Below are 16,486 nucleotides of genomic sequence, written 5' to 3'. Positions count from 1 at the left end.
GAGAACCTGTCCAGCGCCAGGGAGAACCGGGTTGACGTAGGTGCCGTCGCCCTGGTCGCCCCACTTCCCGGCCGACAGTGCGGCTGCCTCCGCCGGGCCCGGTGACAGCAGACCCGGCAGCAGGAGCGCCCCGGTCCCGACCGGGCGAGCCGTCCGAGTTGTCGTCTGGTGATGTCCACAAGTCCCGTCCCCTGGTGGGCGTCATCACATGTGAGGTGACGCTGCTCGACTTGAATGCGCGGTGATGGAGGTAGGCGGGGACGGCGCCGGTCCGCGTTCGGCCGGCACCGCCCCTCACACCCCCTTGCCGAGCGGATCAGCCGACGTCGACGACCTTCCACAACTGGCTGTCGGCGTTCGTGTCCGTGTTCTGGGCGAGCTGAGTGCCTCCCGAGGACACGTCGAGCACCTTGTCGCTGTTCACGTTCTTGATCTTGTAGTAGCCGTTTCCGGTGGCGACCGGTGTCCAGTGCTGGTTCGCGGCGTTCGCGTCGGCCGACTGGATGACGGTCGCGCCGTCCGCGGTGGAAGCGCCGCTGACGTCCATGAGCAGCGCGCTGTTGCGGCTGACGATCTCGTAGCTGCCGTCACCCACCGGGACGAAGCGCCAGTTCTGGTTCCCGGCTCCGGAGTCGGTCCACTGGATGACGTCGGCTCCGGCGGTCAGCGATCCGCCTGACACATCGACCGCCTTGTTGCTGCCCTTGTTGACCAGCTTGTAGTTGGCGCCCGCGGTGGGGAACTGGATGGAGGCGAACGCGTCCACCGCGCAGACGGTGCTGGAGGCGGCGGTGTTCTTCGTCCCGGTGCACACCACTCTGATCGTGTGCGGGCCCGCGGCCAGGTTCGTCTTCTCGAACAGTGGGACCTGCTTCGTCACCGTCGGGGCGTAGGCGTCGATGCCCGCCTGGGTCAGGGTGCCGTCGATGTAGACGTCCAGCTTGCCCATGTTGGGCTGCGTCATGCTGAGGTATCGGACGCCCGTGCCGGTGAAAGAGAATTCGGCGTAGTTGCCCGCGGTGCTCGTGAACTTCTCGGACCCGTTCATGTCCTTCGTGTCGTTCCAGTTCGACCATGTCCCGGAGTACGTCACGCCTGCGGCCTTGTCGTCGACGTGGCTCCAGCGCTGCCGCACGAGGGCCTTCGACGCGGGAGACGCGTTGCCCTGGGCGTCCACGACGTAGAGCCGGTAGTCACCCGCCGTCTGCGGGACACGGATGCTCGTCGAGGTGCCACTCGCGCTGGTCATCGTGGGACCGGCGGAGAACGTCGTCGTACCGGCCGGAGCCAGCCACAGCGTCTTCGTCGCGTCCTTGGGGCTGCGCACCGGGATGGTCATCACGCCCGTGCCGGCGAATGTGCTCGCGGGCAGGGTGTAGTCCTGGAGAGCCACTCTGCTCTGGGGGACGAGGTTCTTGTAGGCATCCTCCAGACCCGCGTTGAGGGCGATGCTGTACGCCTGCGACGGCCACACGTCGTCCCCGTAGCCCCGCACGTCCGTGATCGTGCTGTTCGGGACGTTCCTTCCGGCGATCTTGTTGACCGTGCCGTAGTTGTCGGTGAGGGTCAGGTCGTGCTGCCGGCCCCAGGTGCCGGAGTTGATGGCGTAGTACACGCCCCGGTCGACGTCGAGCACGTTGTCGTGTTCGTTGATGAAGGCGGAGCCCTCATCGGGGTGCAGGCCGTACTTGTGACCGGCCGGAACGCCCCTGATGTAGTTGTTGCTGATCTCCGTACCGGGCTGGCTGCCCAGCGTGTAGATGGGACCGGAGTCGCCGAGCACCTGCATCGTGTCGAAGATCTCGTTGTACTTGATGGTGTTGTTCTTCGCCGTGGTGGTCGGGTTCCCGGGATTGACGGAGTTCGTCGAACCGTCGAAGTTCCACCAGCCCCAGCCGAGGGTGATGCCCGCCCACGGGGACTTCTCGATCCGGTTGTGCTGCACGGACAGGGAATCGACGAAGTACGCCGACAGCGGGCTGGACCCCTCGAACAGCACCGCACTGTCGTAGAGGTAGTTGTCCGTGATCGATATGTTCTTGCACAGACCCTCGACGTCCACCGGGTACTTCTCGTGGTTGGTCGAGGTGTAGTCCCCGACGTACACGTGCTGGGGGTGCCCCACAGTGATCGCGGACCCGGCGATGTCGTTCGTGACGTTGCCGGTGAGCTGCGAGTCCGTCACGTCGTTGGCCAGGGTGATCCCGTCGGCGCCAGTGTGCTGCACCGTGTTGCCCTGCAGGACGATCCCGTCCGCGTTCTCGATCTGCACGGCCGCGGGCGGCAGGTCGACATTGCGGTAGGTGTACGCGTGGAAGTTCTGCTTGGCATACACGTTCGTGCTGGCGTTGCCCTGCTGGCCCTGCCGGAAGACGGAGCCCGCGACATTGACCAGGTTCCAGTCGGAGTGCTCGATCGTGAGCCCGGAGAACGTGATGTTCCGCGCGTGGTCGGTCCTGGACGTGCCGGCGACGTGGATGAGGGTGGAGAGGTTGTTCGGCGCGAAGACCTGCGCCGTCGTCATGTCATCGGAGCCTGACTTGTAGTAGTACAGCGTGTGGGTGCTCTTGTTGAAGTAGAACTCGCCCGGCCGGTCCAGGAACTCGAACGCGTTCATGATCGTGTGGCTGCCGTTGCCGGCGACGAAGCCGGCGTACGCCGATCCCTGGGCCATGGCCGCGCCAGGTTCCTGGAACTGGGCCACGCGGCTGGCGCCGTCCGAACTCGTGGTGATCGCGCGGACTCCGACGATGGCCGTGTTCCAGGTGCTCGTCGACTTGATCTCGACGTCGTCCTGGTTGGAGGCGATGGCCGGCAGGTCGGAGAGGCTGTACTTGGACCCGTCGCACTGCGAACCCGACTCCCAGGCCCAGGGAGCCTGGCCTGCCGTGACGCTGTAGGTCCCGTAGCATCCGGCCGAGTTGATCGTCTTCGACGCCATCTGAGCGCGCTTGCCGTTGACGTACAGCGCGCGGAGCTTGTTGTCGCGGTTGAGAGTGGCCTTCCAGATGTTCCCGCTGTCCTGAGTCCAGCCGGACACCTGAACGCCTGCGTCCAGAACCGGCTTCTCGCCCGGGTAGGCGGCATAGACGACGCGGTGCCCGTTCGTGCCGGAGTCGGCCGAGGCGAAGTCGATGGTGCTGCTCACCGGGTAGGTGCCGCCCCGGAGGTAGACGTTGATGTCCCCGGTCATGCTGCTGTTGACCGTGCGCACGACATCCCGGGCGTGCTGCAGGGTCTTGAACGGTGCCGTGATCGTGCCGGCGTCGGAGTCGTCACCGTTGGGGGCGACGTAGTAGGTGGCCTGGGTCGCGGCCGAGGCGGGTGTCGACGTGGTGAGGGAGGCCAGCACGGTGGCCGAGAGCGCCATCGTGAGCGCTGCCGGGAGGAAGCGCAGACCGCGGGCGGCTGGGTGTCTGCCCCTCTTCGGGGCGCGGGCATTCGGGAACGTGAACATGAGCGGCTCCAGACGGTGTGTTCGGACGACGGCTGTGGTGCCGCCGTGCCGGTCAGGAACGGCGGGGGTGCCGCTCCTCGTTCGCGGTGGGCACGTCGGCCCTGATGAGGCCCTGCGCGCGCAGTTCGTCCCAGAGCCCGTCGGGGACGCGCCGGACGTGCAGTTCGGCGTTGCGGCTGACCTGCTCCGCAGTGCGCATGCCGAGGGTGACGTTGACGATGGCGGGGTGCGTGCGGGGGAAGGCGATGGCGGCGGCGGGCAGGGTGGTGCCATGGCGTTCGCAGACGTCGGCGATGGCCCGGGCGCGGTCGACGAGTGCGGGCGGGGCGGCTTGGTAGTCGTATTTCATGCCTTCGGCGGGCCGGTCCTGGGAGAGGAGGCCGGAGTTGAAGACGCCGACGGCGACGACGGCCTTGCCGTGTTCCTGCGCGGCGGGCAGGACGTCGTCCAGGGCGGACTGGTCGAGGAGGGTGTAGCGGCCGGCGAGCATGACCAGGTCGGCGGGGGTTTCGCGTAGGAAGCGGGTGAGCAGGGCGGACTGGTTCATGCCGGCGCCGATGGCTCCGATGACGCCTTGGTCGCGCAGTTCGGCGAGGGCGGGCATGGCTTGGTCGGCGGCTTGTTGCCAGTGGTCGTCGGGGTCGTGGAGGTAGACGATGTCGAGGTGGTCGAGGCCGGTGCGCTGCAGCGTGTCTTCGAGGGAGCGCAGGATGCCGTCGCGGCTGAAGTCCCAGTGGCGGCGCAGGTCGTCGCGAACGATGAAACCTTCGGCGTCGATGCCCTGTGGGTGGTCGTTGGGGACGAGGAGGCGGCCGACCTTGGAGGAGATGACGTACTGCTCGCGGGGCCGGTCGCGCAGGGCGGCGCCGAGCCGGTGTTCGGAGAGGCCGAGGCCGTAGTGGGGAGCGGTGTCGTAGTAGCGGATGCCCGCGTCCCAGGCGGCGTCGAGGGCGGCCGAGGCGACATGGGCGTCGGTCACCCGGTAGAGGTTGCCGATCACGGAGGCGCCGAAGCCCAGTTCGGTGACCTCGACGGGGGTGTGAGGGATCTTCCGGCGGTGCAAGAGGTGCTCCTGAGAGGGTGGTTCAGCGACGGACGTGGGCCGTGGCGCCTGTGATGAGAGCTTCGACCTCGGTGAGGGTGGCCATGGAGACATCGCCGGGAGTCGTCATCACCAGGGCGCCGTGCGCGGTGCCGTAGGCGAGGGCGCGTTGCAGGGAGTGGCCGGCGAGCAGGCCGTAGACGAGTCCCGCGGCGAAGCCGTCGCCTGAGCCGATGCGGTCCAGGACGTGCAGCCCCGGCATGACGGGGCCGGTGACGCAGCCGGTGTCGGCGGACCAGGCTGCCGAGGTCCAGTCGTTGACGCCCGCCGAGGGCACCTCGCGCAGGGTCGTCGCGAGTACCTTGGCGCCGGGCAGCAGCTCGGCCATGGCGGCTAGGGCGTCCGGCACCTCGTCGGCCGAGAGCCGCACGGCGCCCGGATGCTCGCCCGCCAGGCCCAGGGCGCCCACGACGACGTCGGCGTGCCGGGCCAGCCGCAGGTCGGTCTCCCGGGCCCGCTCCGGTCCGCCCCGGTCGGCCCACAGGCTGGGCCGGTAGTTGGGGTCGTAGGAGACCGTGAGGCCGTGCCGGCGCGCGGCGGCCATCGCCTCGTCGGCCACGTCGACCGTGGTGTCCGACAGGCCGGCGAAGATGCCGCCGGTGTGGAACCAGCGCGCCCCGGCCGAGAACACGGTGTCCCAGTCGACGTCGCCCTTGCGCAGCTGTGAGACGGCGGTGTGGGCGCGGTCGCTGACACCGAGGGCGCCGCGGATGCCGAAGCCCCGCTCGACGAAGTTGAGACCGTTGCGGGTGGTGCGGCCGACGCCGTCGTCGGACCTCCAGCAGATCATCGAGGCGTCGACGCCGCCCTGGAGGATCAGGTCCTCGACGAGGCGTCCGACCGCGTTGTCCGCCAGGGCGGTGACCACGGCGGTGCGCACTCCGAAGCAGCGGCGCAGCCCGCGTACGACGTTGTACTCGCCGCCGCCCTCCCACACCTGGAAGCTGCGGGAGGTGCGGATGCGGCCCTCGCCCGGGTCGAAACGCAGCATCACCTCGCCCAGGGCGATCACGTCGGTCACAGTGCAGTCCTCTCCACTGCCTCGGCGGTCAGCCGGCGGATCTCCGCGTAGTCGCCGCTCGCGAGGAGGGCGGGGGTGGCCATCCAGCTTCCGCCGACGGCCAGCACCGCGGGTTCGGCGAGGTAGCCGGGCAGGGCGGCGGCGGCGATCCCGCCGGTGGGCATGAACCGCACCCCGGGGAAGGGCGCCGCGAGCGCCCGGAGCATCGCCGTACCGCCGAGCGGCTCGGCGGGGAACAGCTTGACCGTGTCGAGGCCGGCCCGCAGGGCGCTCATCACCTCGGTCGCGGTGGCCACGCCGGGGAGCACGGTGACGCCCAACTCCCGGCACCTGGCGATGACTTCGTGGTCCAGTCCGGGAGAGACGACGAAGCGTGCCCCGGCCGCCACGGCCCGCTCGGCGGTCAGCACCGTACCGGCGCCGACGACCAGATCGCCCTGGGCGGCCATCGCCTTCACGACCTGCTCGGCGTCGGGGGTGCGGAAGGTGACCTCCGCGCAGCGCGCACCGCCCGCGGCCAGGGCACGGGCCAGCGGAGCGGCCGTGACGGGATCCGGCACGGTCAGAACCGGCACGATCCGCGCCTCGGCGAGGAGGTCGGTGAGGTCGGTGAGGTCGGTGAGGTCGGTGGTCATCGTCCCAGCCATCCGCCGTCGACCGGGAGGACGGTGCCGTGGACGTAGGCGGCGGCGTCCGATGCGAGGAAGACCGTGGCGCCCGCCAGGTCGTCCGCGCTGCCCCAGCGGGCGGCCGGGATCCGGTCCAGGATCGCCTTGCTGCGCACCGGATCGTCCTGCAGCGCCTGCGTGTTGTCGGTGGCGATGTAGCCCGGCGCGATGGCGTTGACGTTGACGCCGTGCGGCGCCCACTCGTTCGCCAGCGCCTTGGTGAGACCGGCGACGCCATGCTTGGCCGCGGTGTAGCCGGGGACGGTGACGCCACCCTGGAAGCTGAGGAGGGAAGCGGTGAAGACGACCTTCCCCCGGCCCCGCGCCACCATCGACGCACCGACCGCCCGGGCCAGCGCGAACTGGGCACTCAGATTCACCTGGAGAACCAGATCCCAGTCCGCATCGGTGTGTTCGGAGGCGGGGGCGCGGCGGATGGTGCCCGCGTTGTTGACCAGGATGTCCACCGGCCGCTCCCGGCCCGCGAGGTCGACGCCGAGGGCCCGGACGGCCTCGGGGTCGGCGAAGTCGGCGCGGATCGCCTCGAAGCTGCGCCCCGCGCCGGTGACGTCCTTCTCCACCGCGCTGCCGGACTGCTCCAGTGTGGCGCTCACCCCGATGACGTCCGCACCGGCTTCGGCGAGCGCGCGGGCCATGGCCCGGCCGATCCCGCGCCGGGCGCCGGTGACGACGGCGAGCCGTCCGGTGAGGTCGAAGGCGTTCATACGGCGGCCTCCTGGGCCTCGTCGGTGCAGTCCACCAAAATCTTCATCACGTCTCCGCCGCCCTCCAGCGCCTCGAAGGCGGCCGGTGCCTGCCCGAGCGGGACGACCTTGCTGATCAGCCGGTCGGCGGGAATGATGCCGTCGGCCACCAGCGCCACGGCCTTCTCGAAGTCGGAGCGGTCGTACAACCGGGCTCCGACGAGGGTGAGTTCGCGCCAGAAGAAGCGGTGCAGGTTCACTTCGCGGGGGCGGGGGTGGATCGCGACCAGGCACAGTCGGCCGCGCACGCCGAGCACGTCGACCGCGGTGTCCACGCCGCCCGCGGCGCCGGACACCTCGAAGGCGACATCCGCTCCCGCGTCGCCGGTCCACTCCCGGACCAGCTCGGCCGGGTCCGCTGCGGCCGGGTCCCACACGGTCAGCCCCAACTCCTCGGCGAGCAGCCGCCGGTGGGCGCTCAGCTCCACCACCCGGACGTCCGCCCCGGCGGCCCGGGCCACCAGCGCGATGAGGATGCCGACGGGTCCGCCGCCGACCACGACGACCCGCTCGCCGTCGCGCACTCCCGCCCGGCCGACGTCGTGCACCGCGACCGCGGTGGGCTCGACGAGTGCGGCCCGGTGCAGCGGGAGGGTGTCGGGCAGCCGTATGAGCGTGGAGGCGGGCACGGTCCAGCGCTGCTGCATGGCGCCGGGGGAGTCGATGCCGATGAAGTCCAGGTGCTGGCAGATGTGCTGGTGACCCGCGCGGCAGGCCGGGCAGGTGTCGTCCCAGCGCAGGGGCATGACGGTGACCGCGTCACCGGGTGCCCAGTCCTCGACGTCGGGGCCCACTCGGACGACACGGCCCGACATCTCGTGGCCGAGGACGGCGGGCACGGTGACCCGGGCGTCCATGTCGCCGTGGAAGATGTGCAGGTCGGTGCCGCAGATACCGACGTAGGCAGGGGCCAGCTCCACCTCGCCGGGGCCCGGCGGTGTGCTGAGGACCGGTGCGGTGTCGAGGATGCGGGCGGACAGATAACGGGTTGCGAGTGTCACGGGGCAGGTTCCCTTCGGCGCAGACCGGGGGCGGATGCCAGGGGCTCGGCATCCGTGGTGATGTGTGCTGCGCGGGTTCGGCGCGATGTTCGGTGGGCGTGTTCAGCTCGTCCGGGCCGTGGCGTCTCCCTTTGCGGCGACGGGCGCAAGGCCGTAGAACGCGGTGGCGGTACCGGCCAGGAGCGCGTCGATGTCGCTCTCGCTCCAGCCGGTGAGCAGCTCGGCCACGGTGGCGGCCCACCGGTTCCAGCCCCCCGCCAGGTTGGCGACCGGCCAGTCGGAGCCGAACATCAGCCGCTCGGGGCCGAAGGCGGAAAACAGCACGTCCCAGGCAGGGCGGATGTCGGCGGTGGTCCAGTGGGTGTGGTCGGCCTCGGTGATCAGCCCGGAGACCTTGCAGACCACGTGCGGGTGTGTGGCCAGCTGTCGGATCCCGCGTTCCCAGTCCGCGATGTCCTGTCGGGCGAGGTCCGGCTTGCCCGCGTGGTCGAGCACCTGAGGCAGGTCGGGGAAGTGTTCCGCGAGCCGGATCGCCTGGTGGAGCTGGTGGGCGCGCACGAGCACGTCGTAGCGCAGTCCGCGGTCCCGGGTCGCCCGCAATCCGCGTTCCACGTCGGGGCGTTGGAGCCAGTTCGGGTCCGTCTCGCTCTGGACGAGGTGGCGCAAGGAGCGCAGGTACCCGCCGCCCGGACCGGTTTGCAACTGGTCGAGTACGTCACCGATGGCCGGTGACGTCAGGTCGGCCCAGCCGACCACGGCCTGGATCAGCGACTCCCGATCGGCGAGCGCGAGCAGATCCTCGGTCTCGGCGACCTCCGCGACGCACTGGACGACCACCGAGCCGCCCAGCCGCCGGCCCGAGATGGGGTGGGTGGCGGTGGAGCGCAGGTCGTCCGGGCTGAAGGTGCGGCGGATCGATGCCGCGTCGGGGTCGTCGAGCCAGGGTTGCGGGCGTTGGGCGAGGTCCCACAGGTGGTGGTGGGCGTCGACGAGCACGGATGTGTTCACGGAGTGATCCAAGTCGGGTCGGGCTGGTGCGGGGCGGGTCGTCAGCCGGTGGTGTCTTCGCCGGGCGGACTCAGGTGCCAGATTTCGGGGAGTTCGCTCCACTGGCGGCCTTCGCCCCGGTCGGGGAAGGGTTCCTGGCACGGGTCGGTGAGCTTCCACCAGTGCTGGGTCTCGGGGTCGGCCTCGATGGATGCCATGTCCCTCTCGAAGTCCTCGCCGTGGTACTCCATGTAGGCGAACAGCACGTCACCGTGGAGGTAGATGCTGTAGTTGCGGATGTTCGCCCGGTAGAGGGCGGCTTCGACGCCCGGCCACACGGCGGAGTGGAGCCGGAGGTACTCCTCGCGGTGTTCGGGGCGGAGTCTGATGGTCTGGGCGATGCGCTTCACGCCGATTCCCCTGACATGTCGGTGGAGTGGGCCTGCTCGGCCACGGTGTCGAACGGGGTCCGGTAACTGGGAGTGCGGGTGCGCAGCCCGAGCCGCAGGGTGAGCCGGATACGGGTGGAGGCGGGCAGACGGACCGTCAGGTATGGGCCGTCGCACGGGACCTCGGCCTCGGTGACGACTGGCTCGGTGTGGCCGTAGTCGTACATGTCGCCGATCCAGCTGTCGTCCGTGCAGGTCGTGTGGCGGACGCCGGTGATGGTGTGCTCGGCGAACGCGCCGGCCTGGACGATGACCGTGTGGTCGGTGCCGGGGGAGAGGTTGACCAGTTCGACGGTGGTGGCGTCGGGGTCGATGGAGGTGACGAGGGCGGCGACATCGGCGGGCAGCCCCGCGCGGCGGGCGTCGGCGTCGTGGTAGCGAAGCCGCGCCTGTTGCAGACCGCCCTGATACACCACCTGCGGGCCGCCCCAGGTCAGCTGTACCAGGGCCTCGGTGGCCACCGGGTTGCACTGCTGCCAGACGTGGATGTCAGCCTCGGGGACATCCAGGTCGCGGTAGCGGTCGATACGCCGCAGTCGGTGCCTGATCTGGGCCTGGGCGGTGGCGAGGATGCGCTCGGGGTAGTCGGGGTCGTCGCCGGCGAGGAAGGCGAACCACGCCTTCTCGTGCCCGGACTCCTCCTTCGCGCGGAAGGGCCGCACGGTACGCCAGTCGATGCCGTCGGCCTCGCGCAGCCGCTCCAGGCGGGCGCGGTCGGACTCGGAGAAGGTGTGGTGCCACAGGGCCACCGGCACGGGGGGTGTGGCCGGGTTGTAGTCGAACCAGCCCGAGTCGTTGTGCCGGAACGGCAGATGGAGCGTGGGCGTGTCACGGTCCGTACCGAGTTCGACGGCCCACTTGGAGGGCAGGCTGGAGTCGGCCTCCGTGTGGGGCATGACCTTGGCGTGGTCGATGAGGGTGTCGAGCGAGGTCGCGACCATGGAGAGGTAGTCGTCGTCCCCGGTGACCGTTGCCGCCGCGAGCGCCGCCACGCAGGCCGCGTGCCCGAGGCTGTGCCAGCCGTGCGGCCAGGACCAGCCGTAGTGGCCGCCGTACCAGCGGCCTTCCAGGAGGCTGCCGACGACTCCGTCCGGGCCGACGTTGTCCGGGATCAGGCCGCCGTGCTCCTGGGTGCGCTCGCGCCAGGCGCCCACGTACCCGACGATCCAGTCGCGGTAGCGTTCCTCGCCGGTCAGGATCCAGGCGTTGAGGACCAGTCCGGCCGCGGCGAGGTTGAGCGCGGTGTCGCCGACGCCCGTACGGTCGCGCATCTGGTCGCCGAGGCGCGGGTCCGCCGAGAGCGGGTACGGGCCGTCCTGGGCCTCGGGGAGCCATTCGAGCGGGTAGCCGTAGGTGTCGGCCTCCTTGAGCAGCCATGGGTAGACGTCGCCGTCGAAGAGGCCGGTGCGGTCGGGGTCGCTGCCGTTGTGGGGGCGGGTGATGATGCGGTGTTCGGGGTCGTAGTTGCCCTTGGCGGGGTCGACGTACAGCTCGGCGAAGCGCAGGGCGCGCTCACGCCAGCGGTCGGGGGCGGCCATGCACAGGAAGTAGAGCAGGAGCAGGCTCTCGCCCTGGTGGAACCAGTCGTAGCCGCGTTCGTACTCGTCGTGCAGCATGTTCAGTTCGGTCAGCTGCCGGGTGACGCCCTCCCAGTGCTTCTCGCTGGCGGGCAGGAGGTCGTCGGCGCCACCGAGGAGGTAGAGCTGGGGCCAGTTGAAGAAGACCTCGTAGAAGTCGTCCACGCCGTCGCGGGTGGTCAGTTGGTTGTTGTAGTTCAGTCGTCCGTCGGGGCCGGTGAAGGCGTCCTCGAAGTGGCGCCAGGAGTGGTCGAGCAGGTCGAACAGGGCGCGCTGTGCGACGGCCCAGCCGGGGGCTTCGAGCAAGGGGACCGTGGCCTGGGCATCGGGTATCGAGTCGCCGGAGGCGTCGGGGTGGGGGCTGAAGGGCATGAGAGCGGTTACTCCTTGGTGGCGCCGGCGAGCATTCCGCTGACCAGGAAGCGCTGGGCGAACAGGAACACGACGAGGACGGGGGTGATGGCGACCAGCGTCGCCAGTGCCAGTTGCGGGCGTTGGATCGCGAGGTCGCCGACGGTCGGGTTGAACGAGGGCACATTGCTGAGGAGACTGCCGACGCCCACCTGGATCGGCATCTGGTTGCTCTCGGGGAGCATCACGTACGGCAGGAAGTAGTTCGTCCAGTTGGCGACGAAGCTGAAGAACCCGACCAGCGCGATGACGGGCGTCGCCAGCGGCAGAGCCACATGGCGGAACACACCGAACTCGGAGCAGCCGTCCATCCGCGCCGCGGCCAGGAGGTCCTTGGGCACGGCGGTGGTGAAGTAGATGTACGTCAGGTACACGCCGAATGGGTAGAACGAGTACGGCAGGATGATCGACCACATGGTGCCGATCAGGTGCACCGCGTTGATCTCCAGGAACAGCGGTACCACCAGCGTGGCGTTCGGCATCAGCATCACGACCAGGGTCGCGATCAGCAGCGCGCGCCGGCCGCGGAACTCGGTCATCGCCAGGGCGTATCCGGCCGGAATGGCCAGGCAGAGGGTGATGACCAGCGAGATGGCGGCGTAGAGGGCGGAGTTGCGCAGCCACTGCAGGATGGCGTCGTCCTGGAAGGCGGTCAGCGCGTGCCAGTTGGTCGACAGCGCGTGCCAGGATCCGAAGGACAACGGGTTGTCGTGGACCAGTTGCTGGTCGGTCTTGGTCGCCGCGAGCAGCAGCCACAGGACCGGCAGCACGAAGAACACCACGAACACGGTGAGTACGGTGCCCGCCAGCAGCCGGGAAGTCATGTGCTGAGGTGTCCGTCGGCGCTGCCGTGGTTGTCCGTGCCGGGTACGGATCACGACACTCCGATCCCGTTCCGTGCGTGGGGCGTTGGCAGGGGGAGTGGGTCGTGTGTCAGTCGGCATCGAAGAACCCCGATCGTGCGACGAAGACACCGGCGACCGACACACTGACGACCAGGAGTTCCACCGAGACCGCGGCGGCGCCGTTGATGTTGTTCATCTGGAAGGCGAAGTCGTACGTCAGCTGGTTGAGCGAGTAGTCGCGGCCGGCCACGCCGTTGCTGGCGAGGGAGAGCAGTTGCGGCTCGACGAAGAGCTGCGCGCCGCCCGCGAAGGCCAGGATCACCATGTACACGATCCACTTGCGGAGCATGGGGATCTGGACCCGCCAGGCGGTCTGCCAGCCGTTCGCGCCGTCGATGCGGGCGGCTTCCATGATGTCCTTGGGGATGTTGTTCAGGGCCCCGTACATGACGACGATCCAGCCGCCCGCGCCGGTCCAGAACGCGATGATCGTGAACAGCAGCGCGAGGTTGCCGGGGGCGATGACCTCGCCGAAGGTGTGGAAGCCCAGCGTCTCCAGCAGGGAGCTGACCGGACTGACCGTCGGGTCGAGCATGAACAGCCACACCAGGACGCTCGCGGCACCGGCCAGGGCCCCGGGGATGTAGTAGAGGAAGCGCAGCGTCTGGCTGAGCGGCCCGGAGGACAAACGGTGCAGGAGCAGGGCCAGGACCACCACGAACATCACGAGCGACAGCAGCCAGAAGACCAGATAGAGGGCCACGTGACTCAGGGAGTCGGCGAAGCGGAAGTCCTGTGCGGTGGTGACGAAGTTGGAGATGCCGGTGAAGGAGCCTGAGGCGTTGGTGAACGCGAAGTAGATCGCGTAACAGGTCGGAAGGACGCCGAAGGCGATCAGCAGGAGTACATAGCCGGCGACGAATGCCACGCCAGCCCGGCTCTGCCGGGAGGTGCCGCGAGGGCGCCCCCGGCCAGAGCCGGCCGAGGAGTGCGTGAGGGTCACTGGGAGACCTTGTATCCGTCGGCCTGGGCGTACTTGACGATCGAGTCCTGCCAGGCGGACAGCAGCGACTCGATGGTCTTGCCCTGGGTCAGGCCGGGCTTGACGGTGGCCGCCCAGATCGCCTCCTGGCTGAACTGGCCCGAGCCCCAGTCCGACCACACCTGCGGGGCGGCGTCCTTGAGGGCGGTGAGGTCCCCGGCGAAGTACCCGGAGGCGGACTGCGCCTTGAGCCAGTTGTCGGCGGCCGGCGCGTACGCCGGGAAGCCGGGGGCCTTCTCGCCCTGGTAGGCGTTGTCGGTGGTGACCCACTTCAGGAAGTCGGTGGCCGCCTTGATGTGGGCGGAGTGCTTGGACAGCAGCCAGGTGCCGCCGCCGACGTTGCCGGTGGAGGGTGAGGTGTCTCCCTGCCACTGCGGGATGGGCGCCACCGCGATCTGCTTGGCCGGGGTCTTGAAGGTGCCCTCGAAGACCGCGCCGCCGTACCAGGCCGGGCCGGGCATGAGCAGGACCTTGCTGGCCTTGTTCTTGCCGAAGTCGGTGCTGAAGACGCCGCTGGTCGACATCGACTTGTTCTTGATGAGTACGTCCATCAGCTTGGCCATCTTGGTGCAGGCCTCGCTGGTGGTGTTGACCGAGACGGCCTTGGGACCGGTGATGTGGTTGGCGCCGCACTTGCTCGCCCACAGGTAGATCTCGGGGGTGAAGGTGTCACCCGCGTCGCCGACGAGGTAGCCGGGGTGCTCCTTGGCGACCTTCTCGCCGAGCGTCTGGTACTCCTCCCAGGTCGTGGGCACCTTGTAGCCGAACTTCTTCAGCAGCGGCGCGTTGTACCAGAGCACCGCCTGGGAGAGGTCGTTGCGCAGGCAGTAGAGGGTGCCGTCGACGGTGCAGACATCGTTGGCGCCCTTGGCGAACCCGCCGAGGGTCGCGCCCGGGATCAGGCCCTTGTTCAGCGGCGCCGCGAAGCCCGCCTGGACGGCCCAGCTCGCCTCGTTGTTCTGGGAGCTGAAGACGATGTCCGGCCAGCCCTTGCCGGTGCGGTTGAACAACTGGACCTTCGTCTGGAGGTAGTTGGATCCGTTGGCGTCGCCGTCGTAGCTGACGATGTGCAGTTTCACGTCCGGGTGCGACGCCTGGTACTGCTTCGCGGCGGCCATGCGGGTCGCGTCCACCCAGACGGTCAACGCCCCCTTGTCCTGGGCGGCCTGGGCGAATCCGTCCTTGGTCGTGCCGGTCGAACCGCCACCCCCGCCGCCCCCGCCACAGGCGGTCACGGTGAGCAGCACGGTGGCGGCACAGCCGGCCAGCAGCGCGGCTCGTCTCCTGCTGGTCCCTGGCTCCTGGGTGACCGAAGGCTTGTAGACGGACATGTGCGACTCCACTCGGTTTGCGTGAGGCTGACGGCTCTGTCATTGCCGCTGCGGAAGAAATTAGCCGCCATATTGGAGAGTTCGTCAAGGGGTGTGTACGGCTTTTCTCGGAGCCTTGTGGGTGTATGAGGTGGATCTATTGACGCATCTAACCGAGCAAATGGGCATATTGAGGGCAAATTACGCGGAGCACATGATCAAGTTCGGAAAAAATGAGTACGACTTATGTTTGGCTGGGGTACGATGAGTGCGGCTTCACACCAGATCGGTCACCTTCGTCGCAGTCACCCGGAGGCAGGACACATGAACGACACGCCCGCCGTGCCAGCAGTGGTGAACGGCGCGGACGAGCGGCGCGACTACCGGCCCGGATACGAGGTCGTGGCGGAGCGGATCCTCGAGTTCATCGCCGAGGAGCGCCTGGTAGCCGGCGACCGGATGCCCACGGAGAACGACCTGGCCCAGCGGCTGGACACCAGCCGGGCCGTGGTCCGGGAAGCCGTGAAGATCCTCTCGGCGCTCGGCCGGGTGCGGGCGCACAAGGGACGCGGGCTGTTCGTCTCGGACGACGAAGGCATGCTGATCACCAGTCGCTGGGGAGGCTTCTTCAGGCCTGTGGACCTGGACCACGTCCTCATGCTGTTCGAGTTCCGCCGGGTCCAGGAGATGGCCGCCGCCAGACTCGCGGCCACCCGCGCCACGCCGGCCGAACTGCGTACCATCGAGGTCGCGATGCAGCAGTGCCGGCACGGGTACGTCCATGGTGAGGTCGAGGTCTTCAACCAGGGCGACGACGACTTCCACGCGGCGGTGGCCGCGGCCTCGCACAACACCTTCCTCGGCAGCGCGGTGCGCGACGCCCGACGGCTGCAGCGCCAGTCCAGCGCCATCGGCATCCACAGCACCCTCGGCGAGGGCACCCCGGCCGCGGTCGAGGAGCACGAAGCCATCTACCGCGCCATCCGTGACGGCCACCCCGACGAAGCGGCCGAAGCCACGGCCGTACACCTGGACCGGACCCTGGAGGACTACCGGCGGGAGATCCAGCGGCGCCTGTTCGGCTGATCCTCCTGCCAGGACACGCAGAGCGGCATACTCCCGGCTCATGCGGCAGGGCTCGGATCGGCGTGATGGCGCCGAGCGGGCAGCCTGCCCAAGCGGCGGCCGGTGTCGTGCACCGGCACCGCGTCGCCGGATGCCGGCACCACCGCCGTCACTTCGAAGCGGTGGCCGACGTCACCCCGAACGGGCACGATGACCTGATCCAGGTACGACAGCGGCCAGGCGGCCAGGCGGCCAGGACCACCAGGTGCCCGTTCTGACGTTCAGCCCGTGGTCGTTGACGACGAACAGGCCGGCTTCGGCCTCCCGACGGCCTGCGTCGCACGACATGTCCCGGTCACTCCCGCCGTGACCGGATCGGTCCGTTCATGACTTGATGAGGCCTGTCGCCACTCCGGGTGTGCCAGTCGGGCTGGGGGCATGACCCGAGCACTGGTCGTCATCGACGTCCAGGAATCCTCCCGCGTCCGCCCGCTGTGGCAGACCGTCTCCAACCCGGAGATCGCCGACCAGATGGACCGACTGGTCCGCCTCTTGCGCCGGGCCGGGACCTCGTGGTGTGGGTCTTGCATACGGCGCCCGGCAGCGGCGACGTCTTCGACCCGCCCTCGGCCGTGTCCGGCTCATGGAGGGGCTGGAGCACCGGGACACGGAACCGCTGATCCACAAGACCTCGCACACCGCCTTCACCAGCACCAACCTCCAGCAACTCCTCACCGGGCGCGGCATCCACGAACTCACCGCCTGCGGCATCCGCACCGAGCAGTGC

Annotated in this window: 13 protein-coding genes and 1 pseudogene; 2 read left to right on the top strand and 12 right to left on the bottom strand. The window is 69.2% G+C overall.

Features of this window, described 5'->3' with window-relative positions; genetic code table 11:
• Positions 1 to 316 precede the first annotated feature (316 nt).
• From JHN45_RS17055 to JHN45_RS17000, 12 genes are all read right to left on the bottom strand, one after another.
• Positions 317 to 3,457 (bottom strand): RICIN domain-containing protein, encoded by a 3,141-nt coding sequence (locus tag JHN45_RS17055; protein WP_201049597.1) that lies wholly within the window; start codon positions 3,455 to 3,457, stop codon positions 317 to 319.
• 52 nt (positions 3,458 to 3,509) lie between these two features.
• Positions 3,510 to 4,520 carry an aldo/keto reductase gene (locus JHN45_RS17050; protein ID WP_236583758.1) on the bottom strand — a complete coding sequence of 337 codons (1,011 nt, stop codon included), beginning with the start codon at positions 4,518 to 4,520 and terminating at the stop codon, positions 3,510 to 3,512.
• A gap of 22 nt (positions 4,521 to 4,542) precedes the next feature.
• Complete coding sequence (locus JHN45_RS17045) at positions 4,543 to 5,580, bottom strand: sugar kinase (protein WP_201049595.1); 1,038 nt, start codon at positions 5,578 to 5,580, stop codon at positions 4,543 to 4,545.
• A complete protein-coding gene (locus JHN45_RS17040) occupies positions 5,577 to 6,215 on the bottom strand; it encodes a bifunctional 4-hydroxy-2-oxoglutarate aldolase/2-dehydro-3-deoxy-phosphogluconate aldolase (RefSeq protein ID WP_201049594.1) in 639 nt (212 codons plus the stop codon). Before JHN45_RS17040 ends, JHN45_RS17045 begins: the two co-directional genes overlap by 4 nt.
• Positions 6,212 to 6,973 carry an SDR family oxidoreductase gene (locus tag JHN45_RS17035; RefSeq protein ID WP_201049593.1) on the bottom strand — a complete coding sequence of 254 codons (762 nt, stop codon included), beginning with the start codon at positions 6,971 to 6,973 and terminating at the stop codon, positions 6,212 to 6,214. The genes JHN45_RS17040 and JHN45_RS17035 overlap by 4 nt, the downstream gene beginning before the upstream one ends.
• Positions 6,970 to 8,013: a zinc-binding dehydrogenase gene (locus tag JHN45_RS17030; protein WP_201049592.1), complete on the bottom strand. Its 1,044-nt coding sequence runs from the start codon at positions 8,011 to 8,013 to the stop codon at positions 6,970 to 6,972. The genes JHN45_RS17035 and JHN45_RS17030 overlap by 4 nt, the downstream gene beginning before the upstream one ends.
• 102 nt (positions 8,014 to 8,115) lie before the next feature.
• A complete protein-coding gene (locus tag JHN45_RS17025) occupies positions 8,116 to 9,021 on the bottom strand; it encodes an amidohydrolase (protein WP_201049591.1) in 906 nt (301 codons plus the stop codon).
• A gap of 41 nt (positions 9,022 to 9,062) precedes the next feature.
• Positions 9,063 to 9,410, bottom strand: a complete 348-nt coding sequence (locus JHN45_RS17020) for an L-rhamnose mutarotase (RefSeq protein ID WP_201049590.1) — start codon at positions 9,408 to 9,410, stop codon at positions 9,063 to 9,065.
• The gene (locus JHN45_RS17015; protein WP_201049589.1) at positions 9,407 to 11,398 is read right to left on the bottom strand and encodes a hypothetical protein; all 1,992 of its coding nucleotides are present in this window, start codon (positions 11,396 to 11,398) and stop codon (positions 9,407 to 9,409) included. The genes JHN45_RS17020 and JHN45_RS17015 overlap by 4 nt, the downstream gene beginning before the upstream one ends.
• An 8-nt stretch (positions 11,399 to 11,406) precedes the next feature.
• Complete coding sequence (locus tag JHN45_RS17010; RefSeq protein WP_201049588.1) at positions 11,407 to 12,261, bottom strand: carbohydrate ABC transporter permease; 855 nt, start codon at positions 12,259 to 12,261, stop codon at positions 11,407 to 11,409.
• Positions 12,262 to 12,370: 109 nt separating this feature from the next.
• Positions 12,371 to 13,285, bottom strand: coding sequence for a carbohydrate ABC transporter permease (locus tag JHN45_RS17005; protein WP_201049587.1), 915 nt, complete (start codon positions 13,283 to 13,285; stop codon positions 12,371 to 12,373).
• Positions 13,282 to 14,655 carry an ABC transporter substrate-binding protein gene (locus JHN45_RS17000; RefSeq protein ID WP_201049586.1) on the bottom strand — a complete coding sequence of 458 codons (1,374 nt, stop codon included), beginning with the start codon at positions 14,653 to 14,655 and terminating at the stop codon, positions 13,282 to 13,284. The genes JHN45_RS17005 and JHN45_RS17000 overlap by 4 nt, the downstream gene beginning before the upstream one ends.
• A gap of 303 nt (positions 14,656 to 14,958) precedes the next feature.
• Between JHN45_RS17000 and JHN45_RS16995 the strand changes: the two genes are divergently transcribed.
• Positions 14,959 to 15,720: a FadR/GntR family transcriptional regulator gene (locus JHN45_RS16995; RefSeq protein WP_201049585.1), complete on the top strand. Its 762-nt coding sequence runs from the start codon at positions 14,959 to 14,961 to the stop codon at positions 15,718 to 15,720.
• Positions 15,721 to 16,137: 417 nt separating this feature from the next.
• Positions 16,138 to 16,486, top strand: a pseudogene (locus JHN45_RS52990) (isochorismatase family protein); the annotation flags it as partial.

The organism is Streptomyces sp. MBT53, assembly GCF_016654115.1.
GTDB lineage: Bacteria > Actinomycetota > Actinomycetes > Streptomycetales > Streptomycetaceae > Streptomyces.
Note: the sequence above shows the minus strand (reverse complement) of the source record. Positions and strands in the feature narration are given on the sequence as shown.

Coding starts and splice junctions, on each gene's coding strand:
- JHN45_RS17000 (WP_201049586.1), bottom strand. CDS start 14,655: ATGTCCGTCTACAAGCCTTCGGTCACCCAGGAGCCAGGGACCAGCAGG.
- JHN45_RS17015 (WP_201049589.1), bottom strand. CDS start 11,398: ATGCCCTTCAGCCCCCACCCCGACGCCTCCGGCGACTCGATACCCGAT.
- JHN45_RS17040 (WP_201049594.1), bottom strand. CDS start 6,215: ATGACCACCGACCTCACCGACCTCACCGACCTCACCGACCTCCTCGCC.
- JHN45_RS16995 (WP_201049585.1), top strand. CDS start 14,959: ATGAACGACACGCCCGCCGTGCCAGCAGTGGTGAACGGCGCGGACGAG.
- JHN45_RS17055 (WP_201049597.1), bottom strand. CDS start 3,457: ATGTTCACGTTCCCGAATGCCCGCGCCCCGAAGAGGGGCAGACACCCA.
- JHN45_RS17010 (WP_201049588.1), bottom strand. CDS start 12,261: ATGACTTCCCGGCTGCTGGCGGGCACCGTACTCACCGTGTTCGTGGTG.
- JHN45_RS17035 (WP_201049593.1), bottom strand. CDS start 6,973: ATGAACGCCTTCGACCTCACCGGACGGCTCGCCGTCGTCACCGGCGCC.